The 23,379-nt window shown below is 42.1% G+C and carries 13 protein-coding genes, 4 tRNA genes and 3 rRNA genes; 1 reads left to right on the top strand and 19 read right to left on the bottom strand.

Going from position 1 to position 23,379, the window contains the following annotated elements; translation table 11 throughout:
• The first annotated feature begins 13 nt into the window (after positions 1-13).
• Positions 14-886 carry a succinate--CoA ligase subunit alpha gene (sucD, locus tag VXM68_RS09670; protein ID WP_209576846.1) on the top strand — a complete coding sequence of 291 codons (873 nt, stop codon included), beginning with the start codon at positions 14-16 and terminating at the stop codon, positions 884-886.
• Between the two features lie 78 nt (positions 887-964).
• Here sucD and VXM68_RS09665 read toward each other — a convergent pair whose 3' ends face one another.
• The 19 genes from VXM68_RS09665 to VXM68_RS09575 form a co-directional block, all read right to left on the bottom strand.
• Entirely contained in the window at positions 965-1,465 is a 501-nt protein-coding gene (locus VXM68_RS09665; RefSeq protein WP_294185675.1) for a DinB family protein, read from the bottom strand.
• 7 nt (positions 1,466-1,472) lie between these two features.
• Positions 1,473-2,360, bottom strand: coding sequence for a DUF4886 domain-containing protein (locus VXM68_RS09660; RefSeq protein WP_367211121.1), 888 nt, complete (start codon positions 2,358-2,360; stop codon positions 1,473-1,475).
• A gap of 273 nt (positions 2,361-2,633) precedes the next feature.
• A 5S ribosomal RNA gene (rrf, locus tag VXM68_RS09655) occupies positions 2,634-2,745 on the bottom strand.
• Positions 2,746-2,872: 127 nt separating this feature from the next.
• Positions 2,873-5,754 (bottom strand): 23S ribosomal RNA (locus VXM68_RS09650).
• A 231-nt stretch (positions 5,755-5,985) separates the two neighbouring features.
• Positions 5,986-6,059 (bottom strand) — tRNA-Ala (locus VXM68_RS09645).
• Between the two features lie 11 nt (positions 6,060-6,070).
• Positions 6,071-6,144: transfer RNA gene (locus VXM68_RS09640), tRNA-Ile, on the bottom strand.
• 122 nt (positions 6,145-6,266) lie between these two features.
• Positions 6,267-7,794, bottom strand: a 16S ribosomal RNA gene (locus tag VXM68_RS09635).
• The 16S, 23S and 5S rRNA genes sit together here with 2 tRNA genes alongside, the layout of an rRNA operon.
• Before the next feature lie 810 nt (positions 7,795-8,604).
• Positions 8,605-12,882: a DNA-directed RNA polymerase subunit beta' gene (rpoC, locus tag VXM68_RS09630; RefSeq protein WP_367211120.1), complete on the bottom strand. Its 4,278-nt coding sequence runs from the start codon at positions 12,880-12,882 to the stop codon at positions 8,605-8,607.
• 71 nt (positions 12,883-12,953) lie between these two features.
• Entirely contained in the window at positions 12,954-16,763 is a 3,810-nt protein-coding gene (gene rpoB, locus VXM68_RS09625) for a DNA-directed RNA polymerase subunit beta (protein WP_209582325.1), read from the bottom strand.
• Between the two features lie 169 nt (positions 16,764-16,932).
• A complete protein-coding gene (gene rplL, locus VXM68_RS09620; RefSeq protein WP_002992785.1) occupies positions 16,933-17,310 on the bottom strand; it encodes a 50S ribosomal protein L7/L12 in 378 nt (125 codons plus the stop codon).
• A gap of 78 nt (positions 17,311-17,388) precedes the next feature.
• A complete protein-coding gene (gene rplJ / locus VXM68_RS09615; RefSeq protein WP_367211119.1) occupies positions 17,389-17,907 on the bottom strand; it encodes a 50S ribosomal protein L10 in 519 nt (172 codons plus the stop codon).
• Between the two features lie 2 nt (positions 17,908-17,909).
• On the bottom strand, positions 17,910-18,608 hold the full coding sequence (rplA, locus tag VXM68_RS09610; RefSeq protein WP_046672240.1) for a 50S ribosomal protein L1: 699 nt from the start codon (positions 18,606-18,608) through the stop codon (positions 17,910-17,912).
• A gap of 22 nt (positions 18,609-18,630) precedes the next feature.
• Positions 18,631-19,074 (bottom strand): 50S ribosomal protein L11, encoded by a 444-nt coding sequence (gene rplK / locus VXM68_RS09605; RefSeq protein ID WP_070566323.1) that lies wholly within the window; start codon positions 19,072-19,074, stop codon positions 18,631-18,633.
• Positions 19,075-19,342: 268 nt separating this feature from the next.
• On the bottom strand, positions 19,343-20,926 hold the full coding sequence (locus tag VXM68_RS09600; RefSeq protein WP_367211117.1) for a S41 family peptidase: 1,584 nt from the start codon (positions 20,924-20,926) through the stop codon (positions 19,343-19,345).
• Positions 20,927-20,995: 69 nt separating this feature from the next.
• Positions 20,996-21,541, bottom strand: a complete 546-nt coding sequence (gene nusG / locus VXM68_RS09595; RefSeq protein WP_209582306.1) for a transcription termination/antitermination protein NusG — start codon at positions 21,539-21,541, stop codon at positions 20,996-20,998.
• A gap of 20 nt (positions 21,542-21,561) precedes the next feature.
• Positions 21,562-21,756: a preprotein translocase subunit SecE gene (gene secE / locus VXM68_RS09590; protein WP_028072657.1), complete on the bottom strand. Its 195-nt coding sequence runs from the start codon at positions 21,754-21,756 to the stop codon at positions 21,562-21,564.
• Positions 21,757-21,779: 23 nt separating this feature from the next.
• A tRNA-Trp gene (locus VXM68_RS09585) sits at positions 21,780-21,850 on the bottom strand.
• Positions 21,851-22,013: 163 nt separating this feature from the next.
• On the bottom strand, positions 22,014-23,198 hold the full coding sequence (gene tuf, locus VXM68_RS09580; RefSeq protein WP_075991174.1) for an elongation factor Tu: 1,185 nt from the start codon (positions 23,196-23,198) through the stop codon (positions 22,014-22,016).
• A gap of 72 nt (positions 23,199-23,270) precedes the next feature.
• A tRNA-Thr gene (locus VXM68_RS09575) sits at positions 23,271-23,342 on the bottom strand.
• Positions 23,343-23,379 lie beyond the last annotated feature (37 nt).

Below are 23,379 nucleotides of genomic sequence, written 5' to 3'. Positions count from 1 at the left end.
ATTTAAAGAAGAAATGAGTGTATTAGTTAATAAAGATTCAAAAGTAATCGTTCAAGGTTTCACTGGAAACGAAGGTACTTACCATGCTACTCAAATGATTGAGTACGGAACAAATGTAGTTGGTGGTGTTACTCCTGGTAAAGGTGGTCAACAACACTTAGACCGTCCTGTATTCAATACTGTTCAAGATGCAGTAGACGCTACAGGAGCTAATGTTTCTATTATCTTTGTACCTCCAGCATTTGCTGCGGATGCGATCATGGAAGCTGCCGCTGCAGGTATTGAAGTGATTGTTTGTATCACAGAAGGTATCCCGACAAAGGATATGATCCAAGTTAAATCTTATTTAAGCGACAAAAACTCTCGTTTAATCGGTCCTAACTGTCCAGGTATTATCACTGCAGACGAAGCTAAAATCGGTATCATGCCAGGATTTATCTTCAAAAAAGGTAATGTAGGTGTTGTTTCTAAGTCGGGAACTTTGACTTACGAAGCTGTAGATCAAACGGTAAAAGCGGGATTAGGAATTACAACTGCAATCGGAATTGGTGGCGACCCTATTATCGGTACAACAACAAAAGAAGCTGTTGAATTATTGATGAATGATCCTGAAACTGAAGCTATCATCATGATTGGTGAAATCGGTGGTGGAATGGAAGCTGAAGCTGCTCGTTGGATCAAAGAACATGGTACTAAACCTGTTGTTGGATTTATCGCAGGCCAAACAGCGCCTCCAGGACGTCGTATGGGACACGCTGGTGCAATTGTAGGTGGTGCAGACGACACAGCAGCTGCAAAAATGAAAATTATGCGTGAGTGTGGGATCCGTGTTGTTGAGTCTCCAGCTGAAATCGGAAAAGCAATCGCTGAAGAATTGGCTAAATAACTAGCTGATAAAGCATATAAAAGAAAGGGAATCAAAAATTTGATTCCCTTTCTTTTTCTTAATTGGCGACGATACACACTATATCGGCATTGCTTCATCTGCCGATGGTCCATATAAGCCAGGTACAGCAATATCCAACAATCGTAAATATACCGTTAACTGACCACGATGATGTATTATATGGTTATTAACAATAAAACGTATCGCTCCGGCTCGGGGTAAACGTGCAATAACATAATCTCCAGATTGTAACACCCACTCTTTAAACCAGTCTTCCTCTTGAATACCTTCAATTGCGGCCTTATTATTTTCCAATCCCATTGTTAAGATTTCTTTTAATTCTTCTACAGAGGACACTTTAATAGGTTGATAATCCACTCTGAAATCGAATACATCTTTTGGTATTGCCTGGTGTACCCAGTTGTGTAGTCCAACCACGTGAGAAGCCAGCTCACCCAAGCGCATTGACTTATCGTGCGGACGCCAATCCAATTTATCATCCGGTATACGATCTAAAATACGTCTTGTGTTTTTGGTTTCTTGATCCAATTCGATCAAATAACTCTTTTTAATACTCATATAAATATTAATTGACTAATTGAAAATCCTTTAATACAGTTACTCCATAAGGAGTTTCCACTGCCTTATGTGCAGCAGCCCGCGCAATAGTTCCCTCCACATAGGTTACTTTGAGGGGTAAAAATGTATTACTCAACACACTTTCATGGAACAAAGATTCATACCAGGTACAAGCCGCAGTAAAACGTCCGTAATCTAAATTTAGATGATAACCATCGCGTGTAAAATGATCTCCGATAAAACTTGAGCGTGCATTTTGGACCGCTGTGCCGCACGGCACTAATAGATCAAAATTCCCCCAGTTAAAGACCTCTCGAGAAGTACGGGCAATCGCCTTATACATAATATCCTGACTACGGTTATAACGGACAAAACCTTCGTGAGATGCCCCATTTTGATATGCCCAAGTCTGATGCAATATATATCTTGTCTCAGGAAATGCAACATGCTTCGTTACGTACTCATACAAAAGGGGAAGATCTTTCGCATAGGAATCATAATCACCCGATAGTGGACTTGCTTGCTGAAAGCTGATATAATCCCAGGCTTCATCTATTAACGCCTCAGATAAGCGTTCATTTGCTTTCTCAGACATTTTTCCATCAATATTGATTTTGCGATAGCGGTAAGCAGGCTTATCATCTTTTGCATTCCTTACATGTAAACTCAAAGGAGCTCCGCCAATATAGAGATTTCCGATCACTATCTTTTTCTTTCCTGCTTTCGCTAATTCATATAAATTTTGTTCAATAGCATCTTCGGAAAAGCTATTACCAATGGCCAAAATGCGTAAGACGCCGTCGTCTAGAGATTTATTCTGCGCAATTAGTCGATCATGCTTTAGAAAGAACAAGATCAAAAAAATGAATATCGATATCTGTTTTATTTTCATCATAATAAAATGCAATAAGCACTAAATTAGTTAATATCTGGCACAAATACGAATGATAGCAAATAGAAATAGGATAGGGATTGGTCACGCAGCGAGTAAGGATGGGAAAAATTACATGGCAGATGGATAGCCTCCGCTGGACCGGGCTCTCCGACGGTCCTGTGCTGCGATAACCGATAGGCGAAGGATAGGCAATAGCCTCTACATGGAAATACGGAAGTATGTATCCAAACGAAAGAAGCCCTTGACTGTTTCCAGCAAGGGCTTCCGTGTAAAAAAAGGCACCGACCTACTCTCCCACCTGTTACGGCAATACCATCGGCTCTGGCGGGCTTGACTGCTCTGTTCGGAATGGGAAGAGGTAGACACCGCCGATATAGGCACCTAAAAATCTTTATTGGCTGCTATGGTATGATCAGTTATGAGCATATCCATGCCAATTGACATATATACTGAAAGAGTTACGTTTCTGTACGTTTCAAAAATTAAAGAGGAAGACAACAGTGTCTGTCTGCTTGAGAAAGCTTCGGGCTATTAGTACCACTTGGCTTTGGTCTCTCAACCTTTACACCTATGGCCTATCAACGTAGTCATCTTCTACGACCCTATAAGGAAGTCTCATCTCGTGGCTAGTTTCGCACTTAGATGCTTTCAGCGCTTATCTATTCCAGACGTAGCTACCCTGCCGTACACCTGGCGGCATAACAGGTTCACCAGAGGTCTGTCCAACCCGGTCCTCTCGTACTAAGGTCAGATCCACTCAAACTTCCAACGCCCACAACAGATAGGGACCGAACTGTCTCGCGACGTTCTGAACCCAGCTCGCGTGCCACTTTAATGGGCGAACAGCCCAACCCTTGGGACCTTCTCCAGCCCCAGGATGTGACGAGCCGACATCGAGGTGCCAAACCTCCCCGTCGATATGAGCTCTTGGGGGAGATCAGCCTGTTATCCCCAGCGTACCTTTTATCCTTTGAGCGATGGCCCTTCCATACAGAACCACCGGATCACTATGTCCGTCTTTCGACCCTGTTCGACTTGTCGGTCTCACAGTCAAGCAAGCTTATGCCATTGCACTCCGCGTACGGTTACCAAGCGTACTGAGCTTACCTTTGAAAGCCTCCGTTACCTTTTTGGAGGCGACCACCCCAGTCAAACTACCCACCAAACAATGTCCTCGGCATTGCCGAGTTAGAAACCGGATACAGAAAGGGCGGTATTTCAAGGTTGATTCCATGACTCCTGGCGAAGCCACTTCAACATCTCCCGCCTATCCTACACATCCTGTACCCAATCTCAATGTTAAGCTATAGTGAAGGTGCATGGGGTCTTTCCGTCCCGTTGCGGGTAATCGGCGTCTTCACCGATACCACAATTTCACCGAGCTCATGGCTGAGACAGCGCCCAGATCGTTACACCATTCGTGCAGGTCGGAACTTACCCGACAAGGAATTTCGCTACCTTAGGACCGTTATAGTTACGGCCGCCGTTTACTGGGGCTTCGATTCAATGCTTCTCTTGCGATGACATCCCCTCTTAACCTTCCAGCACCGGGCAGGTGTCAGGCCTTATACTTCATCTTGCGATTTTGCAAAGCCATATGTTTTTGTTAAACAGTCGCCTGGGCCTTTTCACTGCGGCTGCTCTTTCGAGACAGCGCCCCTTCTCCCGAAGTTACAGGGCCATTTTGCCGAGTTCCTTAGCCATGACTCACTCGAGCACCTTAGGATTCTCTCCTCGACCACCTGTGTCGGTTTGCGGTACGGGTCTTCATAACCTGAAGCTTAGCGGGTTTTCTTGGAAGTCTGTTTACCTGCTCTATCAGCGCCACCGGAGCTTTGCTGTACTATTGGGTTTCAGCTAGAGTTGCGGATTTGCCTACAACCCCAATACCTACGCCTTTCAACGAACTATTCCGTCAGTTCGCGGCAGTGTCACTACTCCGTCACCACATCGCAGTTATGAAGAGTACTGGAATATTAACCAGTTGTCCATCGGCTTGCCCCTTTCGGGTGCGCCTTAGGTCCCGACTGACCCTGATCCGATTAACGTTGATCAGGAAACCTTGGTCTTTCGGTGGGCGGGTTTCTCACCCGCCTTATCGTTACTTATGCCTACATTTGCTTTTCCATAACCTCCACACAGCATTACCACTGTGCTTCTCCGGCGATGGAATGCTCCCCTACCAGATGCACATCTTTCAGTGCAAATCCATAGCTTCGGTACCGTTCTTGATGCCCGTTTATTATCCACGCCCGGCCGCTCGACTAGTGAGCTGTTACGCACTCTTTAAATGAATGGCTGCTTCCAAGCCAACATCCTAGCTGTCTGGGCAACCGGACCTCGTTAGTTCAACTTAGAACGGATTTGGGGACCTTAGCTGATGGTCTGGGTTCTTTCCCTCTCGGCCTTGGACCTTAGCACCCAAAGCCTCACTGCCGGCTATATTTGATAGCATTCGGAGTTCGTCTGGATTTGGTAGGATTTGACTCCCCCGCACCCAATCGGTAGCTCTACCTCTATCAAACTCTACGCCGACGCTGTTCCTAAAAACATTTCGGGGAGTACGAGCTATTTCCCAGTTTGATTGGCCTTTCACCCCTACCCTCAGGTCATCCGGAAACTTTTCAACGTTTATCGGTTCGGTCCTCCATTACATGTTACTGCAACTTCAACCTGCCCAAGGGTAGATCACAAGGTTTCGCGTCTACCTCATCTGACTATCCGCCCTATTAAGACTCGCTTTCGCTTCGGCTGCGTCCCTGAAGGACTTAACCTTGCCAGACAAGAGTAACTCGTAGGCTCATTATGCAAAAGGCACGCTGTCACAGAACTCGTCTGCTCCAACCGCTTGTAAGCACACGGTTTCAGGTTCTTTTCACTCCCCTGTTCGGGGTTCTTTTCACCTTTCCCTCACGGTACTGGTTCACTATCGGTCTCTCAGGAGTATTTAGCCTTACCAGATGGTGCTGGTGGATTCCCACAGGATTTCTCCGGTCCCGCGGTACTCAGGATACCACTATGTCAACATTCTTTACCTGTACGGGGCTCTCACCCTTATTGCGCAGTTTCCCACCTGCTTCCAGTTCATAGCGCTGTACAATCTCGTGGTCCTACAACCCCGTCTATGCCGTAACATAAACGGTTTGGGCTCTTTCCCGTTCGCTCGCCACTACTTGGGAAATCATTGTTATTTTCTTCTCCTACGCCTACTTAGATGTTTCAGTTCAGCGCGTTCGCGTTTTATACGGCTATTCTTCAAATAGCCAGGTTGCCCCATTCGGAAATCTACGGATCACGTCGCATTTGCCAATCCCCGCAGCTTATCGCAGCTTATCACGTCCTTCTTCGCCTCTGAGAGCCTAGGCATCCCCCGTGTGCCCTTATTTACTTTCTTCACCGGCATAGCCTTTTGCTACTATGCGGCTGCTTTTGATATATATACACCTATGCTACGTAAAGATTCGTTCGGCCTTGACCGAGGGTCTCCTCTTTACATCGGACACATACACGTATTGTCTCTATACTGTTGTCTTCTCTTGTAATTTTTTTTCTCTTTCAATATGTCAAAGAACTCTTTTTCCGGTTTGTTTCTTCGGAGCATCTGTCGATGTTCCTACCGGAGATGTGGAGAATAACGGATTCGAACCGTTGACCCCCTGCGTGCAAGGCAGGTGCTCTAGCCAGCTGAGCTAATTCCCCTTTAATTTTAGTAGTCCCGAGCAGATTTGAACTGCTGACCCCTACATTATCAGTGTAGTGCTCTAACCAACTGAGCTACGGGACTAGCTATTTCCTGTTCATCTATCTCTCTCGGTCCTGCTCCCTTAGGGGCGGGCACTTTCTTCTGATGTTTTTTTCTTCTGCAATCATATGTAACGTGACGAGTACCGATCCGCGATACTCTAGAAAGGAGGTATTCCAGCCGCACCTTCCGGTACGGCTACCTTGTTACGACTTAGCCCCAATTATCGGTTTTACCCTAACACGCTCCTTGCGGTAACATGCTTTAGGTACCCCCAACTTTCATGGCTTGACGGGCGGTGTGTACAAGGCCCGGGAACGTATTCACCGCGTCATTGCTGATACGCGATTACTAGCGAATCCAACTTCATGGGGTCGAGTTGCAGACCCCAATCCGAACTGTGAATGGCTTTTAGAGATTAGCATCATATTGCTATGTAGCTGCCCGCTGTACCATCCATTGTAGCACGTGTGTAGCCCCGGACGTAAGGGCCATGATGACTTGACGTCGTCCCCACCTTCCTCTCTGCTTGCGCAGGCAGTCTGTTTAGAGTCCCCACCACTACATGCTGGCAACTAAACATAGGGGTTGCGCTCGTTGCGGGACTTAACCCAACACCTCACGGCACGAGCTGACGACAGCCATGCAGCACCTAGTTTCGTGTCCCGAAGGACGGATGCGTCTCTGCATCCTTCACTAACTTTCAAGCCCGGGTAAGGTTCCTCGCGTATCATCGAATTAAACCACATGCTCCTCCGCTTGTGCGGGCCCCCGTCAATTCCTTTGAGTTTCACCCTTGCGGGCGTACTCCCCAGGTGGATAACTTAACGCTTTCGCTGGGACGCTGGCTGTCTATCGCCAACATCGAGTTATCATCGTTTAGGGCGTGGACTACCAGGGTATCTAATCCTGTTCGATACCCACGCTTTCGTGCATCAGCGTCAATACCAGCTTAGTGAGCTGCCTTCGCAATCGGAGTTCTAAGACATATCTATGCATTTCACCGCTACTTGTCTTATTCCGCCCACTTCAAATGGATTCAAGCCCGTCAGTATCAAAGGCACTGCGATGGTTGAGCCACCGTATTTCACCCCTGACTTAACAGGCCGCCTACGCACCCTTTAAACCCAATAAATCCGGATAACGCTCGGATCCTCCGTATTACCGCGGCTGCTGGCACGGAGTTAGCCGATCCTTATTCTTCCAGTACATTCAGCTAGATACACGTATCTAGGTTTATTCCTGGACAAAAGCAGTTTACAACCCATAGGGCAGTCATCCTGCACGCGGCATGGCTGGTTCAGGCTTCCGCCCATTGACCAATATTCCTTACTGCTGCCTCCCGTAGGAGTCTGGTCCGTGTCTCAGTACCAGTGTGGGGGATTCTCCTCTCAGAGCCCCTAGACATCGTCGCCTTGGTAAGCCGTTACCCTACCAACTAGCTAATGTCACGCGAGCCCATCTCTATCCTATAAATATTTAATCAACTGAACATGCGAACTGTTGATATTATGCGGTGTTAATCTCTCTTTCGAGAGGCTATCCCCCTGATAGAGGTAGGTTGCTCACGCGTTACGCACCCGTGCGCCACTCTCACCAGTGGTAGCAAGCTACCACCGGATCCCGTCCGACTTGCATGTATTAGGCCTGCCGCTAGCGTTCATCCTGAGCCAGGATCAAACTCTCCATTGTAAAATGAAGTTTTTGATTCCAACTATTTATAAATAATCAGAATTCTTTTTTTATATCTCTGATCTTGGATCGAATTGAACGAATTACTTGAATTTGTTCATGACTTTCGTTTGTCTACTCGTCACGCTTACATGATTGTGTTTTCTTAAAGAACTTTTCCCGCTTCAACTTCCGTATCCGCTATATTCCGATGGCACCAGGCCGTCTTTATCTTTTTTTGTTTTTCCCTCCGTTTCCGTTGGGACTGCAAAGGTAGAAATCTTTTTTGAACTTCCAAAAACTTTCTGAAGTTTTTTTCTTTTCCCTTTTTTCGATTTCCGCGTTTAAAATACACCGGACGGGATTTTAAATCCTGCCAGACTTCTCTTAAACCCTTCTTTTTTTCAGGGTTCCTTCTCTCGAAGCAACCGTCCCTCCCTTGCGGAGTGGTGCAAAGATAGGAAGTTTACAAACAAACTTCCAAGCCTTTTGTTTATTATTTTTTAATATAACGGTTAACTGGCTGTAACATTGAGAGATTATTTCAGAAAAAGCACCTGAAGGAAAGTATATAAGGGGGGCAAAGACACACCCCACAATTAAATAAAGGACTGCATTTCGGATCAGCTAGCGGATAAGCATAAGAGAAATTATCCGCGCTATAAAGCGTTTGAGCAGTATAAATTTCCATAATGATGAACAAATTACACCCCATCCCCTTTACTGATCCCTAATAATTAAAAGAAAATATAGTATAATCCGCAGTTATATAAAACAAAAAAGGGTCCAAGTATGTACTTGAACCCTTTATATAAAATAATCGATTAACGATTAATCTTCTTCTTTCGAAGCCAACAATTGATCGTACTCTTCACGAGAACCTACGATTAAGTTGCTGTATTGACGAATACCTGTACCAGAAGGGATCAAGTGACCAACAATTACGTTTTCTTTCAAACCTAATAAGTTATCACGTTTACCAGCGATAGCAGCCTCGTTCAACACTTTTGTAGTCTCTTGGAAAGAGGCTGCAGAGATGAACGATTTCGTACCCAATGAAGCTCTGGTAATACCTTGCAACAATGGACTTGACGTTGCCGGAATTGCTTCACGAACTTCCACAAGTTTTAAGTCACGACGTTTCAGACTAGAGTTTTCCTCTCTTAATTTACGTAAAGAAACAATTTGTCCTGGACGTAGTGTATTAGAGTCTCCTGCGTCAACAACGACTTTTTTGTCAAACAAGGAATCGTTTTCTTCCATGAAATCCCATTTGTTTACAGCTTCTTTTTCTAAGAAACGAGTATCCCCTGGATCTTCAATGTTAACTTTTTGCATCATTTGGTGAACGATCGTTTCAAAGTGTTTATCGTTGATCTTCACACCTTGCAGACGGTATACCTCTTGGATACCATTCACAATGTAATGTTGTACCGCTGAAGGACCTTTAATCGATAAGATATCCGCTGGAGAGATCGAACCATCCGACAATGGCATACCAGCTTTCACAAAGTCATTATCCTGAACAAGGATATGTTTGGAAAGAGGTACCAAATATTTCTTGATTTGACCATCACGAGATTCGATAGACATCTCACGGTTACCACGTTTCACACCACCTAATGTTACCACACCGTCGATTTCTGTCACAACAGCAGGATTAGAAGGATTACGTGCTTCGAATAACTCTGTTACACGTGGTAGACCACCGGTGATATCTCTCGTTTTACCTGTAGAACGAGGGATCTTAACTAAGATACCACCTTCTTTTACAGTCACGCCATTGGCCACAGCAACGTGTGCTCCCACTGGAATATTGTATGTACGGATCACTTCTCCAGATTTATCTAAAATCTTAATGGACGGGTTTTTCGTTTTATCACGTGTCTCGATAATTACTTTCTCTTTGTGACCAGTTTGCTCATCTGATTCTTCACGGAAGGTAACACCTTCGATGATAGCATCAAATTCAACCTTACCGGCAAACTCAGAAATAATAACCGCATTATATGGATCCCACTCGACCAATTTATCACCTTTTGATACAGCGGCACCATCTTCAACGAACAACTGCGAACCGTAAGGAATATTTTGTTGGAAAACAACTTTATTATGTGCATCGATGATTTTGACTTCACCAGAACGGCCTAAGACCACCTGATGCGTGCCATGATCGTTTGTTTGCGAAACTGTACGTACATTTTCAAATTCGATTTTACCATCGTATTTCGAAATGATACTTGAATCAGCAGCAATGTTCGATGCCGTACCACCCACGTGGAATGTACGAAGTGTCAACTGTGTACCTGGCTCACCAATTGATTGCGCAGCGATAACACCCACAGCTTCACCTAACTGAACGCGCTTACCTGACGCCAAGTTGCGTCCGTAACAACATGCACACACACCACGCTTAGATTCACAAGTTAATACCGTACGGATCTCAATTCCTTCGATACCTGCTTTTTCAATAGTCTCAGCAATTTCTTCCGTGATGTCTTCGTTTGCAGAAACGATCAATTCCTCTGTATCTGGGTGGAATACATCATGCAATGGTGTACGACCCAAAATACGATCGAACAATGGCTCAACAACATCATCATTATCTTTCAATGCTGTTGTATAAATACCACGTAAACCACCACAATCTTGTTCCACAACGATCATATCTTGCGCTACGTCATGTAAACGACGAGTCAAATAACCCGCATCCGCCGTTTTCAATGCCGTATCGGCAAGACCTTTACGCGCACCGTGTGTAGAGATAAAGTACTCCAATACCGACAAACCTTCTTTAAAGTTTGATAAGATCGGGTTTTCAATAATCTCTCCACCAGAAGTACCTGATTTTTGAGGTTTCGCCATCAAACCACGCATACCGCATAACTGACGGATCTGCTCTTTCGAACCACGAGCTCCAGAATCCAACATCATATAAACTGAGTTGAAACCTTGGTTATCATTCGAAAGAATATCCATAACGTGCGCCGTCAACCTGTTGTTGATACGCGTCCAGATATCGATGATTTGGTTGTAACGTTCGTTGTTTGTAATGAAACCCATGTTATAGTTATTCATTACTTCTTCAACCTCGTTAGTTGCTTGTTGAATCAATTCAGCTTTCGCAGCAGGAATGTTCAAATCTTCCAAGTTGAACGAAAGACCACCTTTGAAGGCTGTTTGATATCCCAATTCTTTCATATCATCCAAGAACTGTGCTGCACGGGCCATACCCGTAGTCTTCACAATTTCACCGATGATATTACGCAAAGATTTTTTCGTAAGCAATTCATTGACAAATCCCATTTCGTCAGGAACAACTTGGTTGAAGATCACACGACCTACAGTTGTTTCTAATAAGGTATCAACGATGCTACCATCTTTTTGTCTAACTTTTGTTTTTACTTTAATCCAAGCGTGAAGGTCAATTTGCTTCTCATTTAAAGCGATGATAACCTCTTCAGCCGAATAGAAAGTCATATCTTGACCTCTTACGATGTGATCGCCAGCAGTTCTACGGCCTTTAGTAATATAATAAAGACCCAATACCATGTCTTGAGATGGTACTGTGATTGGAGAACCATTCGCAGGGTTTAAGATATTGTGCGCGCCTAACATTAAGATTTGGGCTTCCAAAACTGCAGCATTACCAAGCGGTAAGTGGACTGCCATCTGGTCACCGTCAAAATCGGCGTTGAACGCTGTACACACTAATGGGTGTAATTGAATAGCTTTACCCTCTACTAAGGTAGGTTGGAAAGCCTGAATACCCAAACGGTGAAGCGTAGGTGCACGGTTTAGCAATACAGGGTGACCTTTCAATACATTTTCAAGGATATCCCATACCACAGGATCTTTACGATCAACGATTTTCTTAGCTGATTTTACTGTTTTTACAATACCACGCTCGATCATCTTACGGATGATAAACGGTTTGTAAAGTTCTGCAGCCATATCTTTAGGAAGACCACACTCGTGTAATTTCAAGTGCGGACCTACAACAATTACCGAACGAGCCGAATAATCCACACGCTTACCTAACAAGTTTTGACGGAAACGACCTTGTTTACCTTTCAAAATATCAGATAAAGACTTCAATGCACGGTTACCTTCTGTCTTAACAGCGTTCACTTTACGTGAGTTGTCAAACAAAGAGTCTACCGCTTCTTGAAGCATACGTTTTTCGTTACGTAAGATTACTTCAGGAGCCTTGATTTCGATCAAACGTTTTAGACGGTTGTTACGGATAATCACACGACGGTATAAGTCATTCAAATCCGAAGTCGCAAATCGACCACCATCCAAAGGTACTAAAGGACGTAATTCAGGTGGAATGATTGGAACAATTTTCACAATCATCCATTCTGGACGATTCTCGATATTTTCACGTGAACTACGGAAAGCTTCAACTACATGAAGGCGTTTCAATGCCTCATTTTTACGTTGTTGAGAAGTCTCATTAGCAGCTTGGTGACGTAAATCGTACGACAATTGATCCAAATCAATACGTTTCAACAAATCTTCTAACGCCTCAGCACCCATTTTAGCAACGAATTTTTGAGGATCGTTATCGTCTAAATATTGATTTTCTTTTGGTAGGGTATCTAAGATATCTAAATATTCTTCTTCAGTCAAGAAGTCCATAAAGTTGATACCATCTTCTTCCTTAATACCAGCTTGGATAACCACATAACGTTCGTAGTAAATGATCATATCCAATTTCTTGGTAGGAAGTCCCAATAAATAACCAATTTTATTAGGAAGAGAACGGAAGTACCAGATGTGTGCAACAGGAACCACCAAGTTGATGTGTCCCATACGCTCACGACGTACTTTTTTCTCAGTTACTTCAACACCACAACGGTCACATACGATACCTTTATAGCGGATACGTTTGTATTTACCACAGTGACATTCGTAATCCTTTACGGGACCAAAAATACGCTCACAGAATAAACCGTCACGTTCCGGCTTGTAGGTACGATAGTTAATCGTTTCTGGTTTTGTAACTTCACCACTTGAGCGTTCCAGAATAGTTTCTGGAGAAGCCAAGCTGATCGTAATCGACGTGAAGTTGCTTTTAATTTTATTATCTTTTTTGTAAGACATACTTATTCAAAAGTTAAAGCTCTATAAAGAAGCTTTGAAGGACCGAGCCCTTCAAAGCCCTAATTGCTTAATTAATCCAATGTGATATCTAGACCCAATCCACGCAACTCGTGTACCAATACGTTGAACGATTCTGGTACCGATGGTGTCGGAAGATTGTTACCTTTTACGATTGCTTCGTAAGTTTTGGCACGACCGACCACGTCATCCGATTTCACAGTCAAGATTTCTTGAAGGATGTTAGACGCACCGAATGCTTCCAATGCCCAAACCTCCATCTCACCAAAACGTTGACCACCGAATTGTGCTTTACCACCGAGAGGTTGTTGTGTTATTAATGAGTACGGACCGATTGAACGTGCGTGCATTTTATCATCCACCATGTGACCTAATTTCAGCATGTAGATTACACCCACTGTTGTTGGTTGGTCAAAACGGTCACCTGTCAATCCGTTGTACAAGTATGTACGTCCAGATTTTGGTAAGCCAGCTTTCGCTACCCAATCCTGTACCTGATCCATTTCAGCACCGTCAAAGATAGGTGTAGCAAATTTAACCCCTAATTTTTGACCTGCCCAACCCAATACAGTTTCGTAGATCTGCCCCAAATTCATCCGCGAAGGTACCCCTAGTGGGTTCAACACGATATCAACTGGTGTACCATCTTCTAAGAAAGGCATATCCTCATCACGTACAATACGTGCAACGATACCTTTATTACCGTGACGACCAGCCATCTTATCCCCTACTTTCAGCTTACGTTTTTTAGCAACGTAAACTTTAGCCATCTGCACAATTCCGGAAGGAAGCTCATCACCGACAGATACTGCAAATTTATCCCGTTTGAACGAACCTAGCTCTTCATTAATTTTAATGTTATAATTATGAAGGGCCATTTTGATCAACTCGTTTTTATCTTCGTCAGTTGTCCATCCCATCGGGTTGATGTTGTTGTAATCTAATTCAGCCAAGATTTTTTGTGTAAACTTAGCACCTTTAGCAACCAACAACTCTTTATATACGTTGTAAACACCTTGGCTTGTTTTACCATTCACTATCGTGAATAATTTTTCCACCAAACGTTCCTTCAACGATTTAACAGCTCTATCGTGAGCAACTTCTAGTTTCTCTAACGTTTTACGTTCAACTTCTTTAGACATTTTCTTCGCACGAGAGAATAACTTCGTATCGATAACAACACCTTTTAATGAAGGCGGAGTTTTCAATGAAGCATCTTTCACATCACCAGCTTTGTCACCAAAGATTGCACGTAATAACTTCTCTTCTGGAGAAGGGTCAGACTCACCTTTAGGAGTGATTTTGCCAATAAGGATATCACCCCCACCAACTTCAGCACCAATACGGATAATACCGTTTTCGTCCAAGTCTTTTGTTGCTTCTTCAGAAACGTTAGGAATATCGGCAGTTAACTCTTCTTCGCCCCGTTTTGTATCACGAACTTCAAGTTCAAATTCCTCAATGTGAAGAGAAGTAAACCAATCTTCTTTCGCTACACGTTCAGAAATTACGATCGCATCCTCAAAGTTATATCCTTGCCAAGGCATGAATGCCACTTTTAGGTTGCGGCCCAATGCCAATTCACCATTTTCAGTTGCATACCCTTCACACAATACCTGTCCTGGTTCAACTCGTTGACCTTTCTTAACGATAGGCTTCAAGTTCATACATGTATTTTGGTTGGTTTTCTTAAACTTGATCAACTTATACGTTTTGACATCATCATCAAATGATACAAGACGATCATCATCGTTTCTGTCATAACGGATCTTAATTTCATCAGCATCTACATACTCAACTACCCCGTGACCCTCAGCATTGACCAACGTACGTGAATCTTTCGCAACACGCCCCTCGAGACCAGTACCTACAATAGGAGCTTGTGGACGCAATACAGGAACAGCCTGACGTTGCATGTTTGATCCCATCAAAGCACGGTTGGCATCATCATGTTCCAAGAAAGGAATCAACGAAGCTGCAATAGATGTAATTTGATTAGGAGCAACGTCCATATAATCGAGCATATTAGGCTCAATAATTGGGAAGTCACCCTCATATCTGGCTTTCACTTTTGCATCTTCGAAATTACCTTTGTCATCATACAAAGCATTCGCTTGCGCAATTGTTTTGCCATCTTCGTCCTCAGCAGATAAATATACGACAGGCTCGTCAACGACAACTACCCCGTCTTTTACCTTACGGTAAGGAGTTTCGATAAATCCTAAGTGGTTGATTTTTGCGTGTACAGCCAAAGAGGAAATCAAACCGATGTTTGGTCCCTCTGGTGTTTCAATTGTACAAAGACGACCATAGTGCGTATAGTGAACGTCACGAACTTCGAAACCTGCACGTTCACGAGAAAGACCACCTGGACCTAAAGCTGACAAACGACGCTTATGAGTAATCTCAGCAAGAGGGTTAGTTTGGTCCATAAACTGAGACAATTGGTTTGTACCGAAGAACGAATTGATTACCGACGAAAGTGTACGTGCATTAATCAAATCAGTCGGTGTAAATACCTCATTATCGCGGATATTCATACGCTCTCTGATTGTACGAGCCATACGAGATAGACCAACACCAAACTGAGCATATAATTGTTCGCCTACAGTACGTACACGACGGTTCGACAAGTGGTCAATATCATCAACCTCTGCTTTAGAGTTGATCAAATTGATCAAATACTTCACAATTGCAATGATGTCCTCACGGGTTAATACTTTCGTATCATCCGGAGTATCCAACTTCAACTTACGGTTGATACGGTAGCGACCTACATCGCCCAAATCATAACGCTTGTCAGAGAAAAATAAACGGTCGATGATACCACGCGCGGTTTCCTCATCTGGTGGTTCAGCGTTACGTAATTGACGATAGATATGTTCTACCGCTTCTTTCTCCGAGTTGGACGTATCTTTTTGTAAAGTGTTATATATAATAGAATAGTCAGCATTGTTAGACTCATCGTCTTTCGCTAAGATAATAGACTTAACGCCAGCTTCGATAATAAAATCAATGTGATCATCTTCTAGAACAGTTTCACGCTCAAGGATAATTTCATTACGATCGATGGATACTACTTCACCAGTATCTTCATCCACGAAATCTTCTACCCATTTTTTCAATACCCTAGCCGCAAGACGACGACCAACATATTTTTTAAGACCAGATTTACTAACTTTTACTTCATCCGCTAAGTCGAACAATTCTAAGATATCTTTATCCGAATCGTAACCGATAGCACGCAATAAGGTCGTAACTGGGAATTTCTTTTTACGGTCGATGTACGCATACATGACGTTATTTACGTCAGTTGCAAATTCGATCCAAGATCCTTTGAAAGGAATTACCCTTGCAGAATAAAGTTTAGTACCATTTGTGTGTCTACTTTGACCAAAGAAAACGCCTGGTGAACGGTGTAATTGCGATACGATGACACGCTCTGCACCATTTACCACGAAAGTACCTTTAGGAGTCATATAAGGGATAGTCCCTAAATATACGTCCTGAACAATAGTTTCGAAATCTTCGTGTTCTTCATCATTACAAGATAACTTTAACTTAGCCTTTAAAGGAACGCTATAAGTCAAGCCGCGCTCGATACACTCTTGGATATCATAACGTGGTGGATCAATGAAATAATCCAAAAACTCTAGCACAAAAATGTTTCTTGAATCAGAAATAGGGAAGTTTTCCGAGAATACCTTGAACAGCCCTTCCTGATGGCGGTTGTCAGAAGTAGTTTCTAATTGAAAAAACTCCTTGAAAGATTCCAATTGCACATCTAAGAAATCTGGATATTCCAATACTTTCTTACTTGTTGCAAAGTTTATTCTTTCTTGTTGAATATTATTGTTTGCCAAGGGAATATGAATTTTAGTTTTAAAAAAACTGCGCTTACACTTATGCTGTAAACCACGTGTCCACTGTGCCCAGCATATACACAGCATAGTGGCGTATTGATATAAATAGGAATAGACTCTGACGAAAAATCGTCAGAGTCTAAACCTTTTCGGGCTAATTTAGTTGAGATTATTTAATCTCAACAACAGCACCAGCTTCTTCTAATTGTTTTTTCAAAGCTTCTGCTTCGTCTTTAGATACACCAGCTTTTAATTCTTTAGGTGCTCCGTCAACTAAATCTTTAGCTTCTTTCAAGCCTAATCCAGCTAAATCTTTAACCAATTTAACTACAGCTAATTTTTGACCACCAGCTTCTTTCAAGATAACGTCAAATGAAGTTTTCTCTTCTGCAGCAGCAGCACCACCTTCAGCTGGAGCAGCAGCTACAGCAACAGCAGCAGCAGCAGGCTCGATGCCATACTCGTCTTTTAAGATATCAGCTAATTCTTTAACTTCTTTTACTGTTAAGTTAACTAACTGTTCAGCAAGTTGTTTTAAATCTGCCATTTTATTTTGAATTTTTGAATGTACTTTATAAAAATTGTTAATTAAATTGTAACGAATGTTTCTGTTCTAGAGGATTCGTTAACCTCTTTCTTCTAAAGCTTTTACTAAACCTGCAACCGTATTTCCTCCTGATTGAAGAGCTGAAATAACATTTTTCGCAGGAGATTCCAAGGCTGCGATAACGTCCGCAATAAGCTCGTTTTTAGATTTAAGATTAACTAATGCAGTTAATTGATTATCTCCAACGAATGCTGTTGCTTCAATGAAAGCCGCTTTTAACAACGGTTTTTCATTAGTTTTACGCAATTCTTTGATTAATTTCGCAGGCGCATTAGCGACTTCTGAAAACATCATTGTAGACGCACCTTTAAGCGTTCCAAAAATATCTTCTTCATCAACACCAGCTTCGATTAATGCTTTCTTGATTAAAGTGTTTTTTACAGCTTTAATCTCGATGCCTTGTTCAAAACATTTACGACGAATGTTATTCACTTTTTCAACTGACAACTCAGCAGTATCGGTAATGTAGAAGTTACCGTAAGATTTAATCTGTTCGGCCAAAGCTAGAACAATTTCTTGTTTTTCTTCTTTTCTCATGATTAAATACCTGCTACTGATTTAGTCTCAATATGAATACCAGGACTCATAGTTGAGGAAATGTGAATACTTTTAAAGTAAGTTCCTTTAGCTGCAGATGGTTTCAAACGAGCTAGAGTTTGTAATACCTCTAGTGCGTTATCATATATCTTATCTGCATCGAACGACGCTTTACCAATAGAAGTATGGATGATACCGGTTTTGTCAACTTTGAAATCGATCTTACCACCTTTTACATCTGTTACAGCTTTACCAACTTCTGTTGTAACTGTACCAGTTTTAGGGTTAGGCATCAAGTTTCTTGGACCTAAAATACGACCCAATTTACCAACTTTAGCCATAACACTAGGCATAGTAATAATGATATCAACGTCAGTCCAACCACCTTCAATTTTGCTGATGTAATCATCTAAACCTACGTAGTCTGCACCTGCCGCTTTAGCTTCTTCTTCCTTATCAGGAGTACATAAAACTAAAACACGAACAGTTTTACCAGTACCGTGAGGTAATGTTGCAATACCACGAACCATTTGATTTGCTTTACGAGGATCTACGCCCAAACGAACGTCGATATCCACAGAAGCATCAAATTTGGTCAATGAGATTTCTTTAACTAAAGCCGAAGCTTCTTTCAAAGAGTATGCTTTACCAGCTTCAATTTTGGATAGTGCCGCTTTTTGATTTTTTGTTAATCTAGCCACTTTTCTTAAATTGATTTCTTAATTAATTGTTCCAAGGAGCATTACCTGACACGGTAATACCCATACTACGTGCTGTACCCGCTACCATTTTCATAGCAGCCTCTACAGTAAATGCATTTAAATCAGGCATTTTATCTTTAGCGATGGTCTCAACTTGTTCCCAAGTGATAGCCGCAACTTTTTTACGGTTAGGCTCGCCAGATCCACTTTTTAATTTAGCAGCGTCTTTCAACTGAACCGCTACCGGTGGAGTCTTGATGATAAAATCAAATGATTTATCAGCGTAAACTGTAATGACAACAGGCAATACTTGACCTGGTTTGTCTTGCGTACGAGCGTTAAACTGCTTACAGAAATCCATAATATTCACACCTTTAGCACCCAATGCAGGTCCTACTGGAGGTGAAGGATTCGCAGCCCCGCCCTTAACTTGTAATTTTACTAACGCACTGACTTCTTTTGCCATTTTGTTTTGAATTTAATTTTGTTAAATGTCTGTTAGTAAGTTGGAAGCAAATAACGTAACATTCATCGGCCAGGACGTAACACCCCAACCGAGGTGCAAAGTTAATAAGAAGATTTGAATCCTGCAAGTATCTAACTTTTAATTTTTCAGGAATTTATGTTTTTTTTATATCCTAGCCCAGATCGCACATCTTCCTACAAAAAAAAAACTTGACACCTTTCTAAATATTAACACTAGAATTATCGATTTTAACAAATTCACATCAGTTCTACTGTACTCTAATAGACTTCAACACCTTATCCAATACTGGATCTTTCTTCTTGATAACATCATCAACACTCCGTAAGACAGGAATATCCGGCATGACACCCCTTCCCTCTTCTGATACTTGATAATAAGGTTTGACATCCATTAAGCCAAAACGCCAACGCAGATGGGAGTTTGGAAGTTTCAGCACAGGAAGAGATCCGGCAACTGTTCCATTGGCAGCCCCACCAGTTTCCTCCCCCACAAAAACAGCCCGCTTCCCAACTTTTAGATTTGTAGCAATTAAACTTGCTGCAGAAAAAGTTCCGCCATCAATCAGTACAAATAAATCACCGCGATAGCGACTGCCTTTTGATTTTTCGACTTTACTTCCTGTAAGATGGGTATAATTTATCCCATCTTTGGAAAAGCTCTTTGTCCAGGATACTACAGCACTTGGTATAATAAATGGTGATAAAATGGGATAAGACCAGCCAGGCAACCCTTTTATCTGATAAAACGGCAAGTTGAATTTTGAGGTGATAACTGCCGGCTGAACAAATTGGAATTTATCCTCTTCCACTAAGTAACTGTATAGTTCACGGACATCGGACAAACGTCCGCCCAAATTGCCACGAAGATCCAAGATCAGGTATTGGACCGAATTAAGCTTAAGCCGATCAAAAATTCTTCTATAGGCTTCTTTTGGACGCCCATACGAAAAGTCAACCACTTTCAATAAAGCAACACTACTATCGCCTTTAACAGGGAAAGAGAGCTGTTTACTCATTCTTTTTAGATTAGGATTATAACCAAAGATTTTACGCTGCTTTTTTAGATCACTTTTCTTCTGATCAGGTTGGCTCACTTTTTTCACTGCCGTGGTCCTTATCCCTGATTTAGCCTTTGTATCAACACTGTCAAACCTTCTGACCACAGTCCGCTGATATGTACTATCGGCGCGAGAAAACAAAACCGAAATAGAATCTTTATACCCCAGTTCCAATTGGTAATACCGCGGTAATAAACGCTCGAAAGCCTGATCTATAAATGTCGTATTATAGCCGTCCGACGTAAAGGTTGGACGATATTTAGTGTACAGATTTTGCGGCTGTATTCCCTGAATAGCAAGTATTTTGGATCCGACAAGCAAAATTGAATCTGAGGTCCCATTTTTTGAGAGATAGAGTGTATTTTCTGTCCAATGAAAGCCTAATTGGAAAAGGGGACCAATGCTTTTTTGGTAGCGGACTTTATCCTTACCTTTCGGATCAAATTTAAAAATAAGTGGACTTAAAGTCATATGCCCTTGCCGAACTTGAGCCAGCACAGCCGCTAATGCCAGCTGGAACTGGTTGGGCAATAACGGTTGACGGATGGTGGAACGAAGGCTGTCAAACTTACCTTTCAACTGATTCTGCTGCACATAAAGAAACAGGTCGGGATGCATGTTCCATAGATTACGTTCAACATAGTTGATATCCTGCAGCATGGCTTTGACGGACAGTGGAGTCTGAATAAATCGATTATACTTCGCTACACTTGTACAGCTTATCAATGTAAAGAAGTATAACAATAGAAATAGATAAATTACTGGCTTTTTCATCGGCAGTAAGATACAAAAAAAGCCTTCCAATTTTCATGAAAAGCTTTTCTCTATCGTTAATTACTAATTTTACTCTTTTTCTACTTGCATGTAGTTTAGTTCAAGTGGTGTCTTACGACCGAAGACTTTCACCATCACGATTAATTTCTTTTTATCCTCGTGAACTTCTTCGATCTCTCCAGTGAATCCATTGAAAGGACCATCATTCACTTTGACTGTTTCACCCACGTAATAAGGAACATTAATGGTTTCACCTTGCTCTGCCATTTCATCCACCTTACCCAGGATACGATTTACCTCTGCTTGGCGTAAAGGGACAGCGTTACCAGCTTTATCTCCCAAGAAACCAATTACACTATTGATATTTTTAATCACGTGCTCTAACTCACCATCAAGTGCGGCTTCTAACAATACATAGCCGGGATAGTAGTTGCGTTCTTTAGCAACTTTCTTACCATCGCGCATTAAGTAGTATTTCTCCATTGGAATCAACACCTGAGGAATCAAGTGTTCAATACCTAAACGGCTAACCTCGGCATCAATATATTGCTTTACTTTCTTTTCTTTACCACTTACAGCACGAACTACGTACCACTTTAAACCTTGATCTGCCATAAATAAATACGATTGAAAAATTAAGAAGCAATACCGTACAAGAATTCTAACCCTACACTTGAAGCTTTATCCATTACAAAGACGACCAATGCAATAAGAAGAGAAGCAACAAGTACAATAACAGCTGAACTTTGTAACTGAGACCATGTAGGCCAAGTCACTTTCTCAGTGATCTCTACATAAGAGTCTTTAAAAAAATCAAGTACTTTTGCCATTTTAGTTTATCTGTTTTTATAAGCACGGGCACCAGGACTCGAACCCAGACCAAAGGTTTTGGAGACCTTCGTTCTACCTTTAAACTATGCCCGTGTATTTCTTATTTTGTGATGCAAATATAGTGTTTTAAACCACTTTCTGCAAATCTTTTTTCACTTTTTTTTATTCTAATCCGATAAATCGCTTATCGAAAAAATAAGCTAATCAACCTGAGTCGATTAGCTTATCTTATGTGATTCTAAATCTTAATTTAAGACTAGATAATTTCAGTTACCTGACCTGCACCTACTGTACGACCACCTTCACGGATAGCGAAACGTAGACCTTTTTCCATTGCAATCGCAGAAATTAATTTCACGCTGATTGTAACGTTATCACCTGGCATAACCATTTCAGTACCTTCTGGTAAAGAGATTTCTCCAGTTACGTCAGTTGTACGGAAATAGAATTGAGGACGATATTTGTTGAAGAATGGTGTGTGACGACCACCTTCAGCTTTTGACAATACGTAAACCTCTGCTTTGAAATGATCGTGAGGAGTTACTGAACCTGGTTTACAAATAACCATACCACGTTTGATATCAGTTTTCTCAATACCACGTAACAATAAACCTACGTTATCACCAGCCTCACCGTAATCTAAGATTTTACGGAACATCTCAACACCTGTTACTGTAGATTTCAAGTTCTCAGCACCCATACCTAAGATCTCAACTGGATCACCAGAGTTGATCACACCTCTTTCGATACGACCTGTAGCTACTGTACCACGACCTGTGATCGAGAATACGTCCTCTACTGGCATCAAGAAAGGTAAGTCAGTCAAACGTGGAGGAATTGGAATGTAGTTATCAACAGCATCCATTAATTCCATGATTTTCTCAACCCACTCAGGCTCACCATTCAATGCACCTAAAGCAGAACCTTTGATTACAGGGATATCATCACCAGGGAATTCGTAGAATGATAATAACTCACGAACTTCCATTTCAACTAAGTCTAACAACTCAGGATCATCAACTAAGTCAGTTTTGTTCATGAATACTACTAACGCAGGAACACCTACTTGGCGAGCCAACAAGATGTGCTCACGAGTTTGAGGCATAGGACCATCAGTCGCAGCAACTACGATGATAGCACCGTCCATTTGAGCAGCACCAGTTACCATGTTCTTAACGTAGTCAGCGTGACCTGGACAGTCAACGTGTGCATAGTGACGGTTAGCTGTAGAATATTCTACGTGTGCAGTATTGATTGTGATACCACGCTCTTTTTCTTCAGGAGCAGAGTCAATTGAATCAAATGAACGAGCTTCTGACAAACCTTTATCAGCCAATACTTTAGTGATAGCAGCTGTAGTTGTAGTTTTACCGTGGTCAACGTGACCGATAGTACCAATGTTTAAGTGTGGTTTACTACGGTCAAATTTCTCTTTTGCCATGTTTATGCGAATTAGTAATTATAAATTATTTCTATTTGTTATATACTCTTGCTTAACTTTTACACAAGTACGAGCCAAAGATGGGATTTGAACCCACGACCTCTTCCTTACCAAGGAAGTGCTCTACCCCTGAGCTACTTCGGCTTACTAAAAAACCTTATTTACGTATTAATGCCCCCAC

This window comes from Sphingobacterium sp. R2 (genome assembly GCF_040760075.1).
GTDB lineage: Bacteria > Bacteroidota > Bacteroidia > Sphingobacteriales > Sphingobacteriaceae > Sphingobacterium.
This window is presented reverse-complemented; position numbering and strand designations above follow the sequence as displayed.

Excerpts from the sequence above, each read along its gene's own strand:
- rpoC (WP_367211120.1), bottom strand. The coding sequence starts at position 12,882 with ATGTCTTACAAAAAAGATAATAAAATTAAAAGCAACTTCACGTCGATT.
- rplL (WP_002992785.1), bottom strand. The coding sequence starts at position 17,310 with ATGGCAGATTTAAAACAACTTGCTGAACAGTTAGTTAACTTAACAGTA.
- VXM68_RS09660 (WP_367211121.1), bottom strand. The coding sequence starts at position 2,360 with ATGATGAAAATAAAACAGATATCGATATTCATTTTTTTGATCTTGTTC.
- nusG (WP_209582306.1), bottom strand. The coding sequence starts at position 21,541 with ATGGCAGATCAAGGTTTAAAGTGGTACGTAGTTCGTGCTGTAAGTGGT.
- rplK (WP_070566323.1), bottom strand. The coding sequence starts at position 19,074 with ATGGCAAAAGAAGTCAGTGCGTTAGTAAAATTACAAGTTAAGGGCGGG.
- secE (WP_028072657.1), bottom strand. The coding sequence starts at position 21,756 with ATGGCAAAAGTACTTGATTTTTTTAAAGACTCTTATGTAGAGATCACT.
- rplJ (WP_367211119.1), bottom strand. The coding sequence starts at position 17,907 with ATGAGAAAAGAAGAAAAACAAGAAATTGTTCTAGCTTTGGCCGAACAG.
- tuf (WP_075991174.1), bottom strand. The coding sequence starts at position 23,198 with ATGGCAAAAGAGAAATTTGACCGTAGTAAACCACACTTAAACATTGGT.
- sucD (WP_209576846.1), top strand. The coding sequence starts at position 14 with ATGAGTGTATTAGTTAATAAAGATTCAAAAGTAATCGTTCAAGGTTTC.
- VXM68_RS09600 (WP_367211117.1), bottom strand. The coding sequence starts at position 20,926 with ATGAAAAAGCCAGTAATTTATCTATTTCTATTGTTATACTTCTTTACA.
- VXM68_RS09665 (WP_294185675.1), bottom strand. The coding sequence starts at position 1,465 with ATGAGTATTAAAAAGAGTTATTTGATCGAATTGGATCAAGAAACCAAA.